This is a genomic window from Hydrogenophaga sedimenti (assembly GCF_051857515.1).
GTDB lineage: Bacteria > Pseudomonadota > Gammaproteobacteria > Burkholderiales > Burkholderiaceae_C > Hydrogenophaga.
Genome location: NZ_JBPZHA010000020.1, coordinates 1 through 14,565 on the forward strand (window position 1 = coordinate 1; position 14,565 = coordinate 14,565).

The 14,565-nt window shown below is 67.4% G+C and carries 22 protein-coding genes; 21 read left to right on the plus strand and 1 reads right to left on the minus strand.

Annotated elements, in window-relative coordinates; all coding sequences use genetic code 11:
• Positions 1-786 precede the first annotated feature (786 nt).
• The 21 genes from ACS5NL_RS21895 to ACS5NL_RS21995 all read left to right on the plus strand — a co-directional run bounded on the left by ACS5NL_RS21895 (position 787) and on the right by ACS5NL_RS21995 (position 14,013).
• Positions 787-1,092, plus strand: a complete 306-nt coding sequence (locus ACS5NL_RS21895; protein WP_439356127.1) for a hypothetical protein — start codon at positions 787-789, stop codon at positions 1,090-1,092.
• An 85-nt stretch (positions 1,093-1,177) separates the two neighbouring features.
• Entirely contained in the window at positions 1,178-1,585 is a 408-nt protein-coding gene (locus ACS5NL_RS21900) for a WapI family immunity protein (protein ID WP_439356128.1), read from the plus strand.
• Between the two features lie 82 nt (positions 1,586-1,667).
• Complete coding sequence (locus ACS5NL_RS21905) at positions 1,668-2,108, plus strand: hypothetical protein (protein WP_439356129.1); 441 nt, start codon at positions 1,668-1,670, stop codon at positions 2,106-2,108.
• A 192-nt stretch (positions 2,109-2,300) separates the two neighbouring features.
• Complete coding sequence (gene nifB, locus ACS5NL_RS21910) at positions 2,301-3,896, plus strand: nitrogenase cofactor biosynthesis protein NifB (RefSeq protein ID WP_439356130.1); 1,596 nt, start codon at positions 2,301-2,303, stop codon at positions 3,894-3,896.
• 67 nt (positions 3,897-3,963) lie between these two features.
• A complete protein-coding gene (locus ACS5NL_RS21915; protein WP_066257726.1) occupies positions 3,964-4,158 on the plus strand; it encodes a 4Fe-4S binding protein in 195 nt (64 codons plus the stop codon).
• A 127-nt stretch (positions 4,159-4,285) separates the two neighbouring features.
• Positions 4,286-4,687 carry a HesB/IscA family protein gene (locus ACS5NL_RS21920; protein ID WP_439356131.1) on the plus strand — a complete coding sequence of 134 codons (402 nt, stop codon included), beginning with the start codon at positions 4,286-4,288 and terminating at the stop codon, positions 4,685-4,687.
• Positions 4,688-4,712: 25 nt separating this feature from the next.
• Entirely contained in the window at positions 4,713-5,294 is a 582-nt protein-coding gene (locus ACS5NL_RS21925; protein WP_439356132.1) for a hypothetical protein, read from the plus strand.
• Positions 5,291-6,121 carry a 4Fe4S-binding leucine-rich repeat protein gene (locus ACS5NL_RS21930; protein WP_439356133.1) on the plus strand — a complete coding sequence of 277 codons (831 nt, stop codon included), beginning with the start codon at positions 5,291-5,293 and terminating at the stop codon, positions 6,119-6,121. Before ACS5NL_RS21925 ends, ACS5NL_RS21930 begins: the two co-directional genes overlap by 4 nt.
• Positions 6,114-6,479, plus strand: a complete 366-nt coding sequence (locus tag ACS5NL_RS21935) for a nitrogen fixation protein NifZ (protein ID WP_439356134.1) — start codon at positions 6,114-6,116, stop codon at positions 6,477-6,479. The genes ACS5NL_RS21930 and ACS5NL_RS21935 overlap by 8 nt, the downstream gene beginning before the upstream one ends.
• The gene (locus ACS5NL_RS21940; protein WP_439356135.1) at positions 6,476-6,763 is read left to right on the plus strand and encodes a nitrogen fixation protein NifZ; all 288 of its coding nucleotides are present in this window, start codon (positions 6,476-6,478) and stop codon (positions 6,761-6,763) included. The genes ACS5NL_RS21935 and ACS5NL_RS21940 overlap by 4 nt, the downstream gene beginning before the upstream one ends.
• A gap of 119 nt (positions 6,764-6,882) precedes the next feature.
• A complete protein-coding gene (locus ACS5NL_RS21945) occupies positions 6,883-7,179 on the plus strand; it encodes a DUF3024 domain-containing protein (protein WP_439356136.1) in 297 nt (98 codons plus the stop codon).
• Complete coding sequence (locus ACS5NL_RS21950) at positions 7,176-8,330, plus strand: cysteine desulfurase family protein (protein WP_439356137.1); 1,155 nt, start codon at positions 7,176-7,178, stop codon at positions 8,328-8,330. The genes ACS5NL_RS21945 and ACS5NL_RS21950 overlap by 4 nt, the downstream gene beginning before the upstream one ends.
• A 41-nt stretch (positions 8,331-8,371) precedes the next feature.
• The gene (nifT, locus tag ACS5NL_RS21955; protein ID WP_439356138.1) at positions 8,372-8,593 is read left to right on the plus strand and encodes a putative nitrogen fixation protein NifT; all 222 of its coding nucleotides are present in this window, start codon (positions 8,372-8,374) and stop codon (positions 8,591-8,593) included.
• A 20-nt stretch (positions 8,594-8,613) separates the two neighbouring features.
• Positions 8,614-8,874 (plus strand): hypothetical protein, encoded by a 261-nt coding sequence (locus tag ACS5NL_RS21960; protein ID WP_439356139.1) that lies wholly within the window; start codon positions 8,614-8,616, stop codon positions 8,872-8,874.
• Positions 8,875-8,885: 11 nt separating this feature from the next.
• Entirely contained in the window at positions 8,886-10,049 is a 1,164-nt protein-coding gene (locus ACS5NL_RS21965) for a DegT/DnrJ/EryC1/StrS family aminotransferase (protein ID WP_439356140.1), read from the plus strand.
• A gap of 10 nt (positions 10,050-10,059) precedes the next feature.
• Entirely contained in the window at positions 10,060-10,908 is an 849-nt protein-coding gene (locus ACS5NL_RS21970) for an SIR2 family NAD-dependent protein deacylase (protein WP_439356142.1), read from the plus strand.
• Between the two features lie 46 nt (positions 10,909-10,954).
• Complete coding sequence (locus tag ACS5NL_RS21975; protein ID WP_439356143.1) at positions 10,955-11,251, plus strand: 2Fe-2S iron-sulfur cluster-binding protein; 297 nt, start codon at positions 10,955-10,957, stop codon at positions 11,249-11,251.
• Positions 11,252-11,259: 8 nt separating this feature from the next.
• Positions 11,260-12,855, plus strand: a complete 1,596-nt coding sequence (locus ACS5NL_RS21980; protein ID WP_439356145.1) for a flavin monoamine oxidase family protein — start codon at positions 11,260-11,262, stop codon at positions 12,853-12,855.
• The gene (locus ACS5NL_RS21985; RefSeq protein ID WP_439356147.1) at positions 12,852-13,220 is read left to right on the plus strand and encodes a hypothetical protein; all 369 of its coding nucleotides are present in this window, start codon (positions 12,852-12,854) and stop codon (positions 13,218-13,220) included. The genes ACS5NL_RS21980 and ACS5NL_RS21985 overlap by 4 nt, the downstream gene beginning before the upstream one ends.
• Before the next feature lie 161 nt (positions 13,221-13,381).
• Positions 13,382-13,774, plus strand: a complete 393-nt coding sequence (locus ACS5NL_RS21990) for a hypothetical protein (RefSeq protein WP_439356148.1) — start codon at positions 13,382-13,384, stop codon at positions 13,772-13,774.
• Positions 13,771-14,013, plus strand: a complete 243-nt coding sequence (locus ACS5NL_RS21995) for a hypothetical protein (protein WP_439356149.1) — start codon at positions 13,771-13,773, stop codon at positions 14,011-14,013. Before ACS5NL_RS21990 ends, ACS5NL_RS21995 begins: the two co-directional genes overlap by 4 nt.
• Positions 14,014-14,031: 18 nt before the next feature.
• Here the strand turns inward: ACS5NL_RS21995 and ACS5NL_RS22000 are convergent, their stop codons facing one another.
• Positions 14,032-14,460, minus strand: a complete 429-nt coding sequence (locus ACS5NL_RS22000; protein ID WP_439356150.1) for a TOBE domain-containing protein — start codon at positions 14,458-14,460, stop codon at positions 14,032-14,034.
• Positions 14,461-14,565: the final 105 nt, after the last annotated feature.

Genomic DNA, 14,565 nt, shown 5'->3' on the forward strand with positions numbered 1-14,565 from the left:
GAACCCATCGGCTACATCCCGCCGGCCGAGGCTGAGGCAAACTACTGGCGGCAACTCGCCAATCAGGCCGCAACAACGGCCTGACTTAAACCAACCAGCCTCCACGATTCCCGGGGCGGTTCAGTATGGGCGCCTATGAATGCGCTACATGATTGATCTAAAAGAGTTTTTTGGAGGTTTCATGCGACGTTGTTTGACGACTGCAAAAGGTGCTATCCGCTGTTTTTCGGGTTTGAATCAGAGTGGGGTTCGCTGATTCATGCTGCGCGATCGCTCAACCAAGAGGTCTCCAGACGAGCACTACTACTAAGGACTCAAGAAGAAACTCCGTGGCTTTAAGGTCGACATCCAAAAGCGCAAGTGGTTTGATCTCTGGCACCAACACGTGGATTGGGAGGGTTTGGTGATCTCAGTTGGCGCCATAGACGCAGGCATCTCTCCATACTCCTGCGCACACTGACTAAGGCAAGACTTGAACTAAAAAAATCCGGCATGCAGTACCAACTTTTCGCCACGGTTCACACCTCTGAGTCGGCCAGCAACGCGGTCTATGTGCACACACCAAACCCGAATGGCTCTCAGTTCCCGTGCGAGCTTTCTGGTCAGCCTATGGAAGCAATGCCTGCGCTACTAGCTGGCCGAGTGGACCCAGCGCGATACCAGGTTCTTGCAAAGCAAAATGCCAAGGGGGCGACCTATGTCATCCAACCGCGTGCCTAACCCCTAGGTCAAACCGACAAAGTGCAGCAAGCTGCATTTTGCGGTTCTCCTCGAACGTAAATTGTCATGCAACTGCGGGAAGTTATCGCTGGGTTGATTGATTGCCCGGCTGAAGCCTTGATTTTCGCCGAGCGTGTAAACGGTCAGTTTCGCTCAGGGTCGGCTGCAGTTGAGCTTTTGCTTTCTGAGGCCGAACTTTCCCGACCATTGCGAGAAGTCGCCGCCGAACGCGCTCCTGGAATGGAGTATTTCTTGGAGGCGTCGATAGTTCTAGACATGCTGGCTGAGTGGCGGGCTGGCCGGCCGATACAGCTGCCGGACTTTCCTGCATTTGTGGAGAGAGTTATTTGCTATGCAGAACATGACGCTTGACGCTTCTGCCTACACATCCAAGCAACGGCAGGTTGCCGCTTCGCGTCTCAAGTCGCTTGCCGGTAGCCTCCAAAGTTAGGTGGCAATGAACACGGTTCACTTCGGCTCCGAGTCTGAGTACGTAAAAATTGAGTTACCGAACTCATATCTAAGTCAAGGCTGGGCTCAAGCCAAAGTTGAGATTTCTGTCAACTGCTTCCAGGGCTCGATTGCATGTTTCTTCGACGCTGCCGATCTGGAGTCGTTCGCAAAGCAGCTTCGGTCCTTGTACGACACACTGAATGGTCTTGCAGTATTGAAACCCCTCGACGAGCAGCTTGTTCTAGAGCTTGCCGCAACAGCAGGTGGACATATCAAACTGGAAGGAGAGGCATGGTCCCAAGCGCGTTACGAAAACAGGCTTCAGTTTCTGCTCGCCCTCGATCAATCCTTTCTTCCTGGGCCGTTGGCGACTCTCGAAATGTTGGCGGCCACCCGCATCCGTGGCGCATAACCCCTTTGTCGGCCGACCTCAAGCGGTAGGTGTCATAAACACAATCCGCGCGACGGGCCGTCGCGCACTCGGAGGAATCAAAGTGAAGTCGTATCGTCCAGCGCTTTGCGCACTCTCGCTGACCTTTGCCACGATGTCCGGGTTTGCGCAGGAGGTCACCAGAACTCCGTTGCCTGGTTCTCATCCACTGATTGGTACTTGGAAGCTCGATGTGCCAGGGACCCAGTGCTTCGAGCTCTACGACGTTCGAGCAGACGGAACATCCCATGTGGTGAGTGGTGAGCAGAAGGCGGAGTCTGAGTTCGAGATCTCGTTGAATCCAAGTCCAAAGGGGTTCTACAAGTGGGTCGACAAGATCGTCAAGGACAACCAAAAGCCGGACTGCATGGGCTCGATCATGGAAGTCGGCCACGTCGCAACAAACTACATCGCCATTCACCGGTCGGGAAAGATGTTCCTGTTGTGCGAGAAGGAAGACTTGGACACTTGCATCGGGCCGTTTGTGCTTCAGCTCGGAACCTGACGCCGCCCCGGGGGCTTCCCGTCAGCGCCTTTGTCGCAACCCCGACGCAGGCCGCCACCGCAACCCCCCGCCTGTCCCCTTTCCTACAACCGACAAAACCACCAAACCGTTGATCTGAAACGGTTTTTCCCGTGGCACGGATTTCGCTGAAGCCCTTCCGAGCGGCCGTGGTTGGTCGCAGGAAGGGTCTTCATGTCGACAAGCACCGCTGCGGGTTCCATGCCCGCCAAGACGTACCTGTCCATCGGCTCGATCAAGCCGCTGGGCGCCAAGCTCGATGTGCCCGAGGCCGGTGGCGGCTGTGGCACCACCGGTGGCGAGGGCAAGGCCAGTTGTGGCTCGTCGGGCGGTCCCGACGACATGCCTTCGGAGATCTGGGACAAGGTCAAGAACCACCCCTGCTATTCCGAAGAGGCCCACCACCACTACGCCCGCATGCACGTGGCTGTGGCGCCGGCCTGCAACATCCAGTGCAACTACTGCAACCGCAAGTACGACTGTTCGAACGAAAGCCGCCCCGGCGTCGTGAGCCAGAAGCTCACGCCCGAGCAGGCGGTCAAGAAGGTGGTCGCGGTGGCGAGCGAGATTCCGCAGATGACGGTGCTCGGCGTGGCCGGCCCGGGCGATTCGCTGGCCAACCCCAAGAAGACCTTCGACACCTTCCGCATGCTCCAGGAGCAGGCGCCCGACATCAAGCTCTGCATCTCGACCAACGGCCTGGCGCTGCCCGACCACGTGGACGAGATCTGCCAATACAACGTGGACCACGTGACCATCACCATCAACATGGTGGACCCGGCCGTGGGCGAGAAGATCTACCCCTGGATCTTCTGGGACCACAAGCGCGTGACCGGCTACGAGGCCGCCAAGATCCTGCACGAGCGCCAGATGCTCGGCCTGGAGATGCTGACGGCGCGTGGCGTGCTCACCAAGATCAACTCGGTGCTGATCCCCGGCATCAACGACGAGCACCTGATCGAGGTGAACCGCGAGGTGAAGAAGCGAGGCGCCTTCCTGCACAACATCATGCCGCTCATCAGCGAGGCGGAGCACGGCACGGTGTTCGGCCTGACCGGCCAGCGTGGCCCGTCGGCGCAGGAACTCAAGGCCGTGCAGGACGCGTGCATGGGCGGCGCCAATCTGATGCGCCACTGCCGGCAGTGCCGCGCCGACGCGGTGGGCCTGCTGGGCGAAGACCGCTCGGAAGAGTTCACGCTCGACAAGATCGAAGAGATGGAGGTCGTGTACGACCTCGACAAGCGCCGCACCTACCAGGACAAGGTCGAGGCCGAACGCCAGGCGCAGCACGCCGCCAAGCAGGACGCGCTGGCCGCCAGCGCCGCGATCGACGTCGACCAGGACATGAAGGTGCTGGTCGCGGTCGCCACCAAGGGCGGCGGACGCGTCAACGAGCACTTCGGCCACGTCACCGAGTTCCAGATCTTTGAAGTCAGCGCCGCCGAGGCCCTGTTCGTCGGCCACCGCCGCGTCGACCTGTATTGCCAGGGCGGCCACGGCGACGACGAGCAGCTGCCCAGCGTGGTCAAGGCGATCAACGACTGCCACGCGGTGCTGGTGGCCAAGATCGGCGCCTGCCCGCGCGACGAGCTGAGCGCCGCCGGCATCGAGCCGGTCGACCAGTTCAGCGGCGAGTTCATCGAGAAGGCCGCGCTCGACTGGTTCAACGACTACCGCTCGCGCATCGCGGCCGGCGAGATCACGCACCAGGACCGCGGCGATGCGCAGATCCGCCAGGGCGCCTTTACCGGCCTCGCTGCAGCGGCCTGAGCCAGGCTGCCACCGAACACGAACTCGAGTTTCCCCACGTCCCCTGATTCCCTGAAGGAGAACCACCATGGCCTACAAGATCATCGCCTCCACCTGCACCGGCTGTTCCGCCTGCGAGCCCGAGTGCCCCAACGTCGCCATCCGCGAAAAGGGCGGCACCTACATCATCGACCCGGCCAAGTGCACCGAGTGCGAAGGCCACTTCGACGAGGCGCAGTGCGTCGCCGTCTGCCCGGTCGACGGCTGCATCGTCAAGGTTTGACCCACCCCCGCGCCGCACCTGCGGTGCGTCACCCCCTCAAGGGGGCGCAACCAGCGGCCCGGCGGAGCCGGTTCCGCGGTTGCCCTGGACCTTGCGGGCGCAGCGCCTCTTCTTTGAAAGTGAACCCATGTCCACGTCCTTTACCCTGACCCCGGCTGCCGAGAAGTTCATCGGCCGCATCGTGCGCTTCTCGGGCATTCCGTCGGCCGGCTTCCGGCTGCTGGTCTCGCCCGGCGGCTGCTCGGGCTACAGCTCGGAGTTCAGCGCCGAGGCGGCTCCGAAGGATGGCGAGCAGGAGTTCGTCGTCTCGGGCCTGAAGTTCTTCCTGCCGGCCGAGAGCCGCATGCTGTTGGACGGCGTGACGATCGACTTCACCGAGACGCCGACCTCGTCGGGCCTGAGCATCATCAACCCGAACCAGGCGGCCTGCGGCTGCAGCAGCGCCGAGAGCGCTGCGCCTCCCGGCGTGGCCAAGATCGAGATCGGCTCGATCGGCCGCGGTGGCCGTCCGGTCACGCTGGCTTCCTGACGTCCACCGGGTCATCGGAGCCGCCGTGAACGCCGCCACCGACCGGGACTTCGAAGCCGCTGCGGCGGCCTTCGCCGCCACGGTCATCGGCGGCCACCTCGACCCCGCGGTCGAGGCGCTGATCGCGCAGGCGGGTGCGCTGCGCGACCAGCCGGAGAAGGCGCTGCCGCTGCTCGAACGCGCCCGCGCGTTGGCGCCGAAACACCCGGTGCCGCTGATCGCGATCTACCGCTTCCACTTCTACGGCCACGCGCTGGAGAAGGCGAGGGCGGCGGGCGAAGACGCGCTGGCGATTGCGCGCGCCGCGCTCGGCCCGGACTTCGGCGACGCGGTGCCCTCGGAAGAGACCACGCGCGGCGACGCCGCGGTGCGTTTCTACCTGTTCACGCTCAAGGGCCTGGCCTACCTCAACCTGCGCCTGGGCGATCTTGATGAGGCGCGGCTGATGCTCGGCGAGCTGCGCCGCCTCGACCCGAAAGACCACCTGGGCGGCGGCCTGCTCTCGCACGTGCTCGCGCGGCACGAAGCGGGCGGCCCGGCCGCGATGGTCGACGGCCCGGTGGACTACCCCGTGCGCGGCTGGGCGCCGCGGGAGAAGCGGGCATGAACGCCGTCACCACCGCGCTTCAAACGCCGCCGCGGCTGGCCGTGCGCGCGCCCGAAGGCGACATTGCGCCGCAACGCTGGGACGGCGGGCCGATCGACTGCGAGGGTTGCGCCTATGTGGACCTGCGGGCGCGCGACGGCGGTCGCGGTTGCGAGCCGGGCCACGCCTGCATGCAGGACGCCTACGCGCGCCGCATCGACCGCTTCTTCCGCTGGCATCCGGAGCTGGCCGACCAGCAGATCGAACACCCGTATTTCGAGGTGCGCGCCATCGCCGCGCGCCACGCCAGCGTGTTCCGCCTCGGTGGCCTGATGACCGACCCCGACGAGACGGTGCGCATGCAGGTCGCGCTGCGGCTCTCTCCGGTGCAGCTGGAGCGGCTGATCCACGACCCGCACCGCGAGGTGCGCCTGCGCGTGGCACAGCGCATCACGCCCGACCGGCTGGCCGCGATGCGCACCGACGGCGACTACGGCGTGCGCGAGATCGTGGCGCAGCGCCTGCCGGTGGCGCTGCTGCCGACCCTGGCGCGCGACCCGGAGCGCACCGTGCGCCAGATCGTCGCGCGTCGCATGCCGATGCCGGCATTGCTGCAGATGATCCACGACCCCGAGCCCGAGGTGCGCCGCGTGGTGGCCGAAGGCCTGCCGGCGCCGCTGCTGGACCGACTGGCCGACGACAGCGACTGGCGCGTGCGCTGGGAAGTGGCGCAGCGCGCCGAACGGAGCGTGCTGGAGCGCCTGCAGGACGACCCGGATTCGGAGGTGCAGCAGATGGCGCGTTCGCGCCTGGCACCGCCGACGCTCAAGGAGGTGACCCATGGCTGACATCGTGCGCGACGACGACGTGATCGAAGTCGCCGAGCCGCCCCGTTTCTCGTTCGGCGAACGGGTCATTGCCCGCTCGGTGATCCGCAACGACGGCACCTACAACGGCAAGGACATCGGCGAGGTGCTGGTGAACAAGGGCGACGTCGGCTACGTCGTGAGCATCAACACCTTCCTGCAGCAGTTCTACATCTACGCGGTCGACTTCATCGACACCGGCCACCGTGTCGGCATGCGCGCCAAGGAGCTGTGCACGCTCGACAACCTGCCCGACGAGGTGCTGGAGCAGCTGGGCGTGAAGGCCACGGCGCTGGCCGACCTCGGTTCCGGAAAACCCACCCCAGGAGCGACGCCATGAACACACCCGCCATGAATGTGAGCGACTTCGCCGAGCCGCGTGCGCCGGTCTACGCCTGGGGCCAGCGCGTGGTGGCGCTGGACGACCTGGTCAACGACGGCAGCCACCCCGAGCGCGAGCCCGAGGCGTTGCTCGCGGCGCGCGGCGACGTGGGCGAGATCGTCAACATCGGCCACGCGACCGAGGTCAACGAGCCGGTCTACCTGGTCGACTTCGGCGGCTGCGTCGTGGGTTGTCTGGAGATCGAGTTGGCGCCGGTTCCTGTGGGCTGGGTGCCGGCATGAGACTCCCCCCTGCGCCGCTTCGCGTCTCCCCCCCGGGGGGGCGCAGCCAGTGGCCTGGCGAAGCCAGTTCCACGGCTGCCCTCGATGGGGGCGCTTCTGTCGCGCAGGTGGTGGGCTTCATGCTGCCCTTCATCGAGCGGGCGCTGCGGGACCGGGTGCGCTACCGCTATGTGCAGCCACGTGTGCTGCACGAGGGCGAGAGCTTTCGCATTGAGGCGCCGTGCTGCTCGCGCAATGTCGACCCCGACGGCGGCGTGATCGACATCGCGCTGCTCACGCCCGCGGCCGACGGCCGCTGGTCGCTGCAGGTGCGCGAGCACGGGGCCGGCGCCTGGCAGATGTATGCCGAAGGCCTGTCGCTGGGCGAGGCGCTGGACACGGTCTGCGTCGACGCCGAACGGAGGTTCTGGCCATGATCTACCTCGACCACCACGCCACCACGCCACCCTCGCAGGCGGTGATCGACGCCATGGCGGCGGTGATGGCGGGCAGCTGGGCCAACGCGTCGTCAAAACACGGTCCGGGCCAGGCGGCCGGCCGGGTGCTGGCCGGAGCGCGTTCGGTGGTGGCGCAGTCGCTGGGCTGCAAGCCCGCGGAAGTGGTGTTCAGCAGCGGCGCGACCGAGGCCAACCACCTCGCGGTGCGTGGCCTGCTGGCGGCGGCGCCGGAAGGCCGGCGGCGCGTGGTGTTCAGCGCGGTCGAACATGCGGGGCATCTGAAGCTGGCGCGGGAGCTGATGGAGGCGGGTGTACCGGTGGACTTCCTCCCGGTGCGGGCCGACGGTGCGCTGGACCTCGATGCAGCGACCCGCCTGATCGGTGCCGATGTGGCGCTGGTGTCGCTGATGGCGGCGAACAACGAGACCGGCGCGCTGATGCCGGTGGCCGGTGTTGCGGCGCTGGCGGCGGCAGCCGGCGCACGGCTGCATGTGGACGCGACGCAGTGGGTCGGCAAGATGCCGTTCCGCTTCGCGGACTTCGGTGCCGACGCGGTGAGTTTTTCGGCGCACAAGTTCCACGGCCCCAAGGGCGTGGGCGCGCTGCTGCTGCGACAGGGCGTGGCGATCCGGCCCACCGTGCCCGGCGCGCAGGAGCGCGGCCGGCGCGGCGGCACCGAGAACCTGCCCGCGATCGCGGGTCTGGCGGCCGCGCTCGCGGCCCTGGGCAGCGAGGTGGAGCTGGCCGCCGAAGCCGCGCGCCAGGCCGCTCTGCGCGACCGGCTCGAAGGCGCACTGATGGCCGAACTGCCGGACGTGCGCATCTGGTGCGCGGGTGTGCCGCGCCTGCCGGGCGTGAGCTTCCTGCGCGTGGGCCGCTGGGAGGCCGACGTGCTGCTGCAGCGGCTGGAGCGTCTGGGCTTTGCCGCTTCTTCGGGCGCGGCCTGCTCGTCGTCGGGCACGGCGCCCTCGCACGTGCTGACCGCGATGGGCGTGCCCGACGACGAGGCGCTGTGCGCCATCCGGATTTCGCTGGGTCGCAGCACCACCGCCGCCGAGGTCGACGCGCTGATCGCCGCGCTCCCGACCCTGAGAACTTTGCTGCCCACGGCCGACGCTGTGGCCGCCTGAATGCCTCTTCTGTGACCCGAACACACCAACCGGAGCCGACGATGAAAGTGATGATCCGCAAAGACAGCAAGGGCGTGCTCAGCGCCTATGTCCCCAAGAAGGATCTGGAGGAACCCATCGTCTCGATGGTCAACCCCGGCATGTGGGGCGGTCTGGTGACCCTGGCCAACGGCTGGCAGCTGGACCTGCCGGCGATGGCGGCCGACACGCCGCTGCCGATCACGGTCGAGGCCCGCAAGCTGGCCACGACCGAAGAAGACTGATTCATCCAGGGAGAAACACCATGGGACTGTCCGGAGAACAACTGCAGGCCGCCACCGAGGTGGTGGGTTACGCGCCGACGATCCGCGACGCGGTCGCGCTCTGGCGCTCGCGCTACCCGCAGGTGCGCGCGATGGTGGTCGACGCGATGGACATGCGCGACGAAACCCCGGCGCTGCGCCTGGGCCACCGCAACGTCTACCTCGCCGCGACCGACGGCCATTGCTGGCACGTCACGCAGAGCGCCGACGAGGCCTCGGCGCTGATCCTCACGCAACACTGAACGGGGTCGCCATGGACATCGAGACCATCGCGCTGTGTGAGTCCTCAATCAGCGACCAGGGCCTGTCGCTGGTCGAGGCGGTGCTCGCATCGGGTCGCTGGGGCGACGGGCCGATGCTCGAATCCTTCGAGCAGGGCTTCGCGCGCTGGGTCGGCCGCCAGCACGCGGTGGCGGTCGGCAGCGGCACGCTGGGCACCTGGATCGCGCTGCGCGCGATGGGCATAGCCCCGGGCGACGAGGTGATCTGCGCCTCGCACACCTGGCACCAGGTCGCACAGGCGATCACGCTGACGGGCGCCACACCGGTGTTCGCCGACATCAACTACTGGACCGGCTGCCTGAGTCCCGAGAAGGCGGCGCTGAAGATCACGCCGGCGACGAAAGCCATCCTCGCCGGCAACACCAACGGCCACCCGGCCGCCTGGAAGCCGCTGCGCGCACTGGCCGATGCGCACGGCCTGAAGCTGATCGAAGACAGCACCGAGTCGCTGGGCTCGCGCTACCTGGGCCAGAGCGTCGGCACCTTCGGCGACGTGTCGGTGTTCGACTTCTCGATGCCCTCGGCGCTGTGCACGGGCGAGGGCGGCATGCTGCTGACCGACGACGAGGCGCTGGCGATCGAGCTGCGTTACCTGCGCCAGCGCCGCCTGTCCGACCGTGCTTCGGTGTCGATCGGTTCGCGCGTGCCGCTGCAGGCGGGCATGAGCGAGCTGACGGCGGCGCTGGGCCTGGTGCAACTGGCCGAGCTCGACGAACGCCTGCTGCAGCGCAAGCAGGTCGAGGCCTGGTACCACGCCGAGATGCAGAGCTTCGAGGGCGTCAAGCCGCCGTACCTGGCGGAAGACGTGGACGAGGTGCACTGGATGCTCTACGTCGTGCACCTGGGTAAGCGTTTCGGCGCCAGCGCGCGCACCCAGATGATCGACGACATGAAGAGCTGCGGCGTCGAGACCGCGGCCTACAGCCACCCGCTGCACCAGCAGTTCTTCTACATGAACGCCAGCGCGACGGTGGGGCGCCAGCGCGGCGTGCTGCCCGACACCGACCGCATCGGCGACCGCGCGCTCGCGTTGCCGCTGCACACCGGCCTGGACACCGACCAGGTCCGGCACATCGTCAAGACGCTCAAGGACACCGCGACCAACGTCGGTGCCGGCGCCGCCATCTACCTCTGAAAGAACCACCATGTCCGACCTGATTGCCGACATCGCCCGCCAGCTCGACAGCGGCGGCGTCATTCCCTACCTGGGCTCCGGCATGCTCTCGCTGTGCGGTGACACGGCCGTTCCCGCGACGCCGGGGGCGCTGGCGGCGGTGATGACCGCCAAGGTCAGCGTGCCGCACAAGATCCGCGCCAAGCTCACGCAGGCCGCGCAGTTCATCGAGAACTTCAAGCACCGCAAGTCGGTGGTGATGATCATGGACGAGGCCTTCGCGCCAGTGCCCACGCCGTCGCCGCTGCACCGCGCGCTGGCCGCCAGCGGCGCGACGCTGTGGGTCGACACCTGGTACGACGACACCATGCTCGCCGCGATGAAGGCGGCGCGTCCGCAGGGCGGCTGGCACCAGTTGCAGGGCCTGTCGCAGTCCGAACACTTCGGACAGTGGACCGCCGACTACGACGCCGAAGACCACCTCGCCGACACGCCGGCCACCGACGCCACACCGTTGCTCTACCGCCCGATCGGCGGCCGCAGCCCGGCCAGCAACTACCTGGTGTCCGACAGCGACTACGTCGAGGTGCTGACCGAGATCGACATCCAGACCCCGATCCCGGCGGTGGTGCAGGAGCGGCGCAAGGGCAAGGGCTTCCTGTTCCTCGGCTGCCGCTTCGACGACCAGCTCACCCGCAGCTTCGCGCGCCAGATCATGAAGCGCTCCAGCGACGCGCACTGGGCCGTGCTGCCCGAGGAGCCGACGCGCATGGAAGCGCGTTTTCTCGAAGAGCAGGGCATCACGCGCATTCCGCTCTCGCTGGCGGCCTTCGGCGCCGCGCTGACCGACGCGCTGCAGGCCGAGCTGGCCGCGCCCTGAAAGGTTTTCTCTCCCTCCCTTGTCCAACCGTTTCACGACCACGACCATGACCACGCTGACCGTTCTTCCCTCCGGCAAAACCTACGACGTTGCCGCCGGCACCACGATCATGAAAGCCCTGCTCGCCGCGGGCGAGAGCATCGCCCACAAGTGCGATGGCCAGGCCCAGTGCGGCTCCTGCCACATCTTTGTGCAGGAAGGCCGCAAGACCATCTCGCGCATCCAGAAGCTCGAAAACGAAAAGCTCGACACGCTGGTGGGCATCGGCTCGAAGTCGCGCCTGGCGTGCCAGGCCGTTCTCGGCGAAGAGCCTGTGACCGTCGAGCTCTTGAGCTTCGTCTGAAGACCACCATGGCCGAGGTGCACGTCCTGCGGCCTCCCACGGTGTGGGATGTGGTGGTCGTCGGCGCGGGGCTGTGTGGCCTGGCGCTGGCGCACCGGCTGGTCGCGCGCGGACAGCGCGTGCTGCTGCTGGAGGCGCGCGGGCGCATCGGTGGCCGGGTGCTGACGCAGACCTGCGAAAGCACTGGCCAGCCACTGGACCTGGGGCCTTCGTGGTTCTGGCCGGAGACCGAGCCGCACATGGTGGCGTTGCTGGCTTCGCTGGGGCTGGAGAGCACCCCGCAGCACGACCCGGGCGACGCGCTCTGGCTCACCGACCCGAACCGTTCGCCCGAGCGGCGCATGGAGGCCGGCGGTGTGCACGCGGGCGCGCGGCGCATCGGGGGCGGCAGTGCGACGCTGACCGAGGCCCTGTTCAAGGCGCTGCCCGCAGGCAGCGTGATCACGGGCTCGGCGCTGATCGGCCTGCGCGATCATGGTGCATCCGTCGAGCTGCTGCGCACGGGCGGTCCGTCGCTGCGCGCGCGCCGCGTGGTGCTGGCGCTGCCGCCGCGGCTGGTGCAGGAGCGTGTGGCCTTTGACCCGCCGCTGCACACCGCGGTGGACCAGGCGCTGAAAGACACGCCGACCTGGATGGCGGCGCAGGCCAAGGCCGTGGTGTCGTTCGCCGCGCCGTTCTGGCGCGAGGCGGGTCATTCGGGCAACGCCTTCGTGCGGCATCCGCAGGCGGTGCTGGGCGAGGTGTTCGACCAGAGCTGCACGGGCGATGCGGCCGGTGGCGCGCTCGGCGGCTTCGTCGCGCTGGATGCCTCGCAGCGCGAACACTTCCGGGTCGGGCTGCCGCTGCTGATCGAAAGCCAGCTGGCGCAGCTCTACGGCATCGAGGCACAGTCGGGCCAGCTCGCGCTGCAGGACTGGGCGCTGGAGCGCTGGACCTGCAGCGAAGCCGACCGCGCCGAACCGCCCGCCTGGCCGCAGGCCGATCCGTTGTTGCGCCGTGGGCACTGGGACGGGCGGCTCTGGTTCGGCGGCACCGAGACCGCCACCCACGGCGCGGGCCACATGGAGGGCGCGCTGGCCTCGGCCGACCGCATCGCGCACGCATGGCTCGCGCCGGCTTCGATGCCGTCCGAGCAGGGCGACCAGGCGACCGCCATCGCCGGCTTCACGGCCGGCGTGCAGCGGCTGCGCGCGCTCGCCGGCGGGCGCTACCGGCAGCAGCTGGTGCGCCTGCTCTCGGCGCAACAGCATGAACAACTGACCCAGCGCGCGCTGCTCGCGGCGGTCGACCAGACCTACAGCGAGGCGCTGGCGCTGCTCGACGCCTTTGCGCCCTGGAGCGGTCCGGGCCACACCGCGCAGGGCCGCCATGCGCTGACGCCCGCGCTGCTCAAGGCTTTCGACGGCTGGAACAAGGCGCTGCTGGACGACGCGCTGGCGCACAACGGCACTTCGTGTGCGCTGTCCAGCTTCCCGCAGGACCACCAGCCCGACGCCGAGCTGCTGCGCGCGATCACGCGCGACCTCGCCGCCGCCTGGCGCGAGTTCGCGCTCGAACTCAACGCGCGGCTGGTGTCTGCGCCGGTGGCGCAGGAGGCCGCGTGAACCGCATCGCGACCAGCGCGCTGCTGGCCCTGATCGAACAGTCGGGCCTGTCGGTCGCGACGCTGGCCGAAGGGCTGGACGAAGCCGACCTTCGCCGCTCGCGCCTGACCCGCGCCGAGGTCCTGCGGCATGTGCGCCTGCTGGCGCGCAGCGCGATCTCGGTCACGCCGTCCGCGCGCGAAGAGATGCCCGAGATCGACTGGGACGGCTGGCGCTCGCTCGCGCTGCATCTGCAGGCCGACACCGGCGAAGACGTCGAAGACGCGCTGTGGTTTGCCGTGAGTTCGCTGGTGCCGGCCACGCTGCTCTGGCTGCGCGTCTACCGGCAGGGCCAGCCGCAACTGTTCGTCATGTCCCCCGACTGAGCGCGGGGCCGGTCGGCGCAGGCTGGCCTGTGTCTTGCAAAGCATTCCCGAAGCCGTCTGAAAGCGCCCGTTGTGTCGTGAAGCACACAACGCTGCGACAGGAACGGACCGTTGTGTAGGGATCGATACAAAGCCTGTCACGTTGCCTTCAGGAGGGTGTGATGTCTCAACCGTTGTACAGCCTGCTAGTCAACGCCTGCCCCGAGCGGCGCAAGGCGCCGGTGGCATGGATGGAAGAACTGCCGTCCGACCTGGTCGGCCTGGTGGTGCCGCCGGTGAGCTTTTCGATCCAGCGCGACGGCGAGATCGTGGCCGACCGCAGCCTGGGGCTCGACGCCAACGGCCAGGTCTGCTTCTGCGCCTTCCGCCACGTGCAGACCGCCCTGCGTTCGGACGACGACGAAACCTTCTACGAAGCCCCGGTCCATGTGGAGACCGTGACCGCCTGGCGGCTGCCCGACCACCGTTGGCTGACCAGCCACCAGGTGATTGGCGACGTCGAATACGCAGCGCCGGTGCCCCGGCTGTCGCTGTGCACGGGCATGCCGCAATGAATGCGGACTTTCGCGAGCACAGCCTGGTCGGCGCCGTCGACCGCCAGGCCTGGCTGTTTGCCTTCATGCGCTCGCTGGACGACTCCGCGCTGTCCGAGCGCGAGCGCAAGGCCTGCTGGACCTGGGCCGAAGCCTGGTCTCTGTGCATGACCTCGCAGCCAGCCGAACGGGCGCCGCGTTATCCCTACGAGTGGGTGCTGCGGCAGGTGCGCCACCCGGCGCTGACCGGCTGCCGCTGAAGGAGAGACGCGATGCGATCAGACCGGCACACCGACCATCACATGACCCGCCTTGAACAGGGCGATCGCGGCTTCGCCGGTCTTCAGGCCGAGGGCGGACACGGCGTCGTTGGTGACCACGGCGACCAGCCTGGAGCCGCCCGCCAGCGTGAGCGTGACCTGGCTGTTGATGGCGCCAGCGTGGATCGCGCTGACCGTGCCGGTCAGCTGGTTGCGGGCGCTGAAGCGGTACTCGGGCGCACCGCTCATCAGGCTGACCGAGGGCGCCTTGATCACGGCGACGGCCGTGCTGCCCAGCTTCAGGCCCAGCGATTGCACGCTGGCCTCGGTGAGCGTGGCGACGATGCTGTCGCCGCCGGGGGTGGTGACCACCACTTCGGCGTGGATCGGGCCTTCCTTGATGGCCGTGACCGAACCCTTGAAGACATTGCGTGCGCTGATGGGCATGGAGAACTTCCTTTCATGTTGGGCTGGACGCCCGAGGTGATGTGTGCGGGCAGTCTGTTCGAAGGCGTTGTGCGCTTTCAACCACAGCGGCGCTTCTGGGCAACT

What these genes read in the sequence shown, in the direction of transcription:
- ACS5NL_RS21895 (WP_439356127.1), top strand. Translation starts at nt 787, where the DNA reads ATGCAACTGCGGGAAGTTATCGCTGGGTTGATTGATTGCCCGGCTGAA.
- ACS5NL_RS21900 (WP_439356128.1), top strand. Translation starts at nt 1,178, where the DNA reads ATGAACACGGTTCACTTCGGCTCCGAGTCTGAGTACGTAAAAATTGAG.
- nifB (WP_439356130.1), top strand. Translation starts at nt 2,301, where the DNA reads ATGTCGACAAGCACCGCTGCGGGTTCCATGCCCGCCAAGACGTACCTG.
- ACS5NL_RS21915 (WP_066257726.1), top strand. Translation starts at nt 3,964, where the DNA reads ATGGCCTACAAGATCATCGCCTCCACCTGCACCGGCTGTTCCGCCTGC.
- ACS5NL_RS21920 (WP_439356131.1), top strand. Translation starts at nt 4,286, where the DNA reads ATGTCCACGTCCTTTACCCTGACCCCGGCTGCCGAGAAGTTCATCGGC.
- ACS5NL_RS21930 (WP_439356133.1), top strand. Translation starts at nt 5,291, where the DNA reads ATGAACGCCGTCACCACCGCGCTTCAAACGCCGCCGCGGCTGGCCGTG.
- ACS5NL_RS21935 (WP_439356134.1), top strand. Translation starts at nt 6,114, where the DNA reads ATGGCTGACATCGTGCGCGACGACGACGTGATCGAAGTCGCCGAGCCG.
- ACS5NL_RS21940 (WP_439356135.1), top strand. Translation starts at nt 6,476, where the DNA reads ATGAACACACCCGCCATGAATGTGAGCGACTTCGCCGAGCCGCGTGCG.
- ACS5NL_RS21945 (WP_439356136.1), top strand. Translation starts at nt 6,883, where the DNA reads ATGCTGCCCTTCATCGAGCGGGCGCTGCGGGACCGGGTGCGCTACCGC.
- ACS5NL_RS21950 (WP_439356137.1), top strand. Translation starts at nt 7,176, where the DNA reads ATGATCTACCTCGACCACCACGCCACCACGCCACCCTCGCAGGCGGTG.
- nifT (WP_439356138.1), top strand. Translation starts at nt 8,372, where the DNA reads ATGAAAGTGATGATCCGCAAAGACAGCAAGGGCGTGCTCAGCGCCTAT.
- ACS5NL_RS21960 (WP_439356139.1), top strand. Translation starts at nt 8,614, where the DNA reads ATGGGACTGTCCGGAGAACAACTGCAGGCCGCCACCGAGGTGGTGGGT.
- ACS5NL_RS21965 (WP_439356140.1), top strand. Translation starts at nt 8,886, where the DNA reads ATGGACATCGAGACCATCGCGCTGTGTGAGTCCTCAATCAGCGACCAG.
- ACS5NL_RS21970 (WP_439356142.1), top strand. Translation starts at nt 10,060, where the DNA reads ATGTCCGACCTGATTGCCGACATCGCCCGCCAGCTCGACAGCGGCGGC.
- ACS5NL_RS21975 (WP_439356143.1), top strand. Translation starts at nt 10,955, where the DNA reads ATGACCACGCTGACCGTTCTTCCCTCCGGCAAAACCTACGACGTTGCC.
- ACS5NL_RS21980 (WP_439356145.1), top strand. Translation starts at nt 11,260, where the DNA reads ATGGCCGAGGTGCACGTCCTGCGGCCTCCCACGGTGTGGGATGTGGTG.
- ACS5NL_RS21990 (WP_439356148.1), top strand. Translation starts at nt 13,382, where the DNA reads ATGTCTCAACCGTTGTACAGCCTGCTAGTCAACGCCTGCCCCGAGCGG.
- ACS5NL_RS21995 (WP_439356149.1), top strand. Translation starts at nt 13,771, where the DNA reads ATGAATGCGGACTTTCGCGAGCACAGCCTGGTCGGCGCCGTCGACCGC.
- ACS5NL_RS22000 (WP_439356150.1), bottom strand. Translation starts at nt 14,460, where the DNA reads ATGCCCATCAGCGCACGCAATGTCTTCAAGGGTTCGGTCACGGCCATC.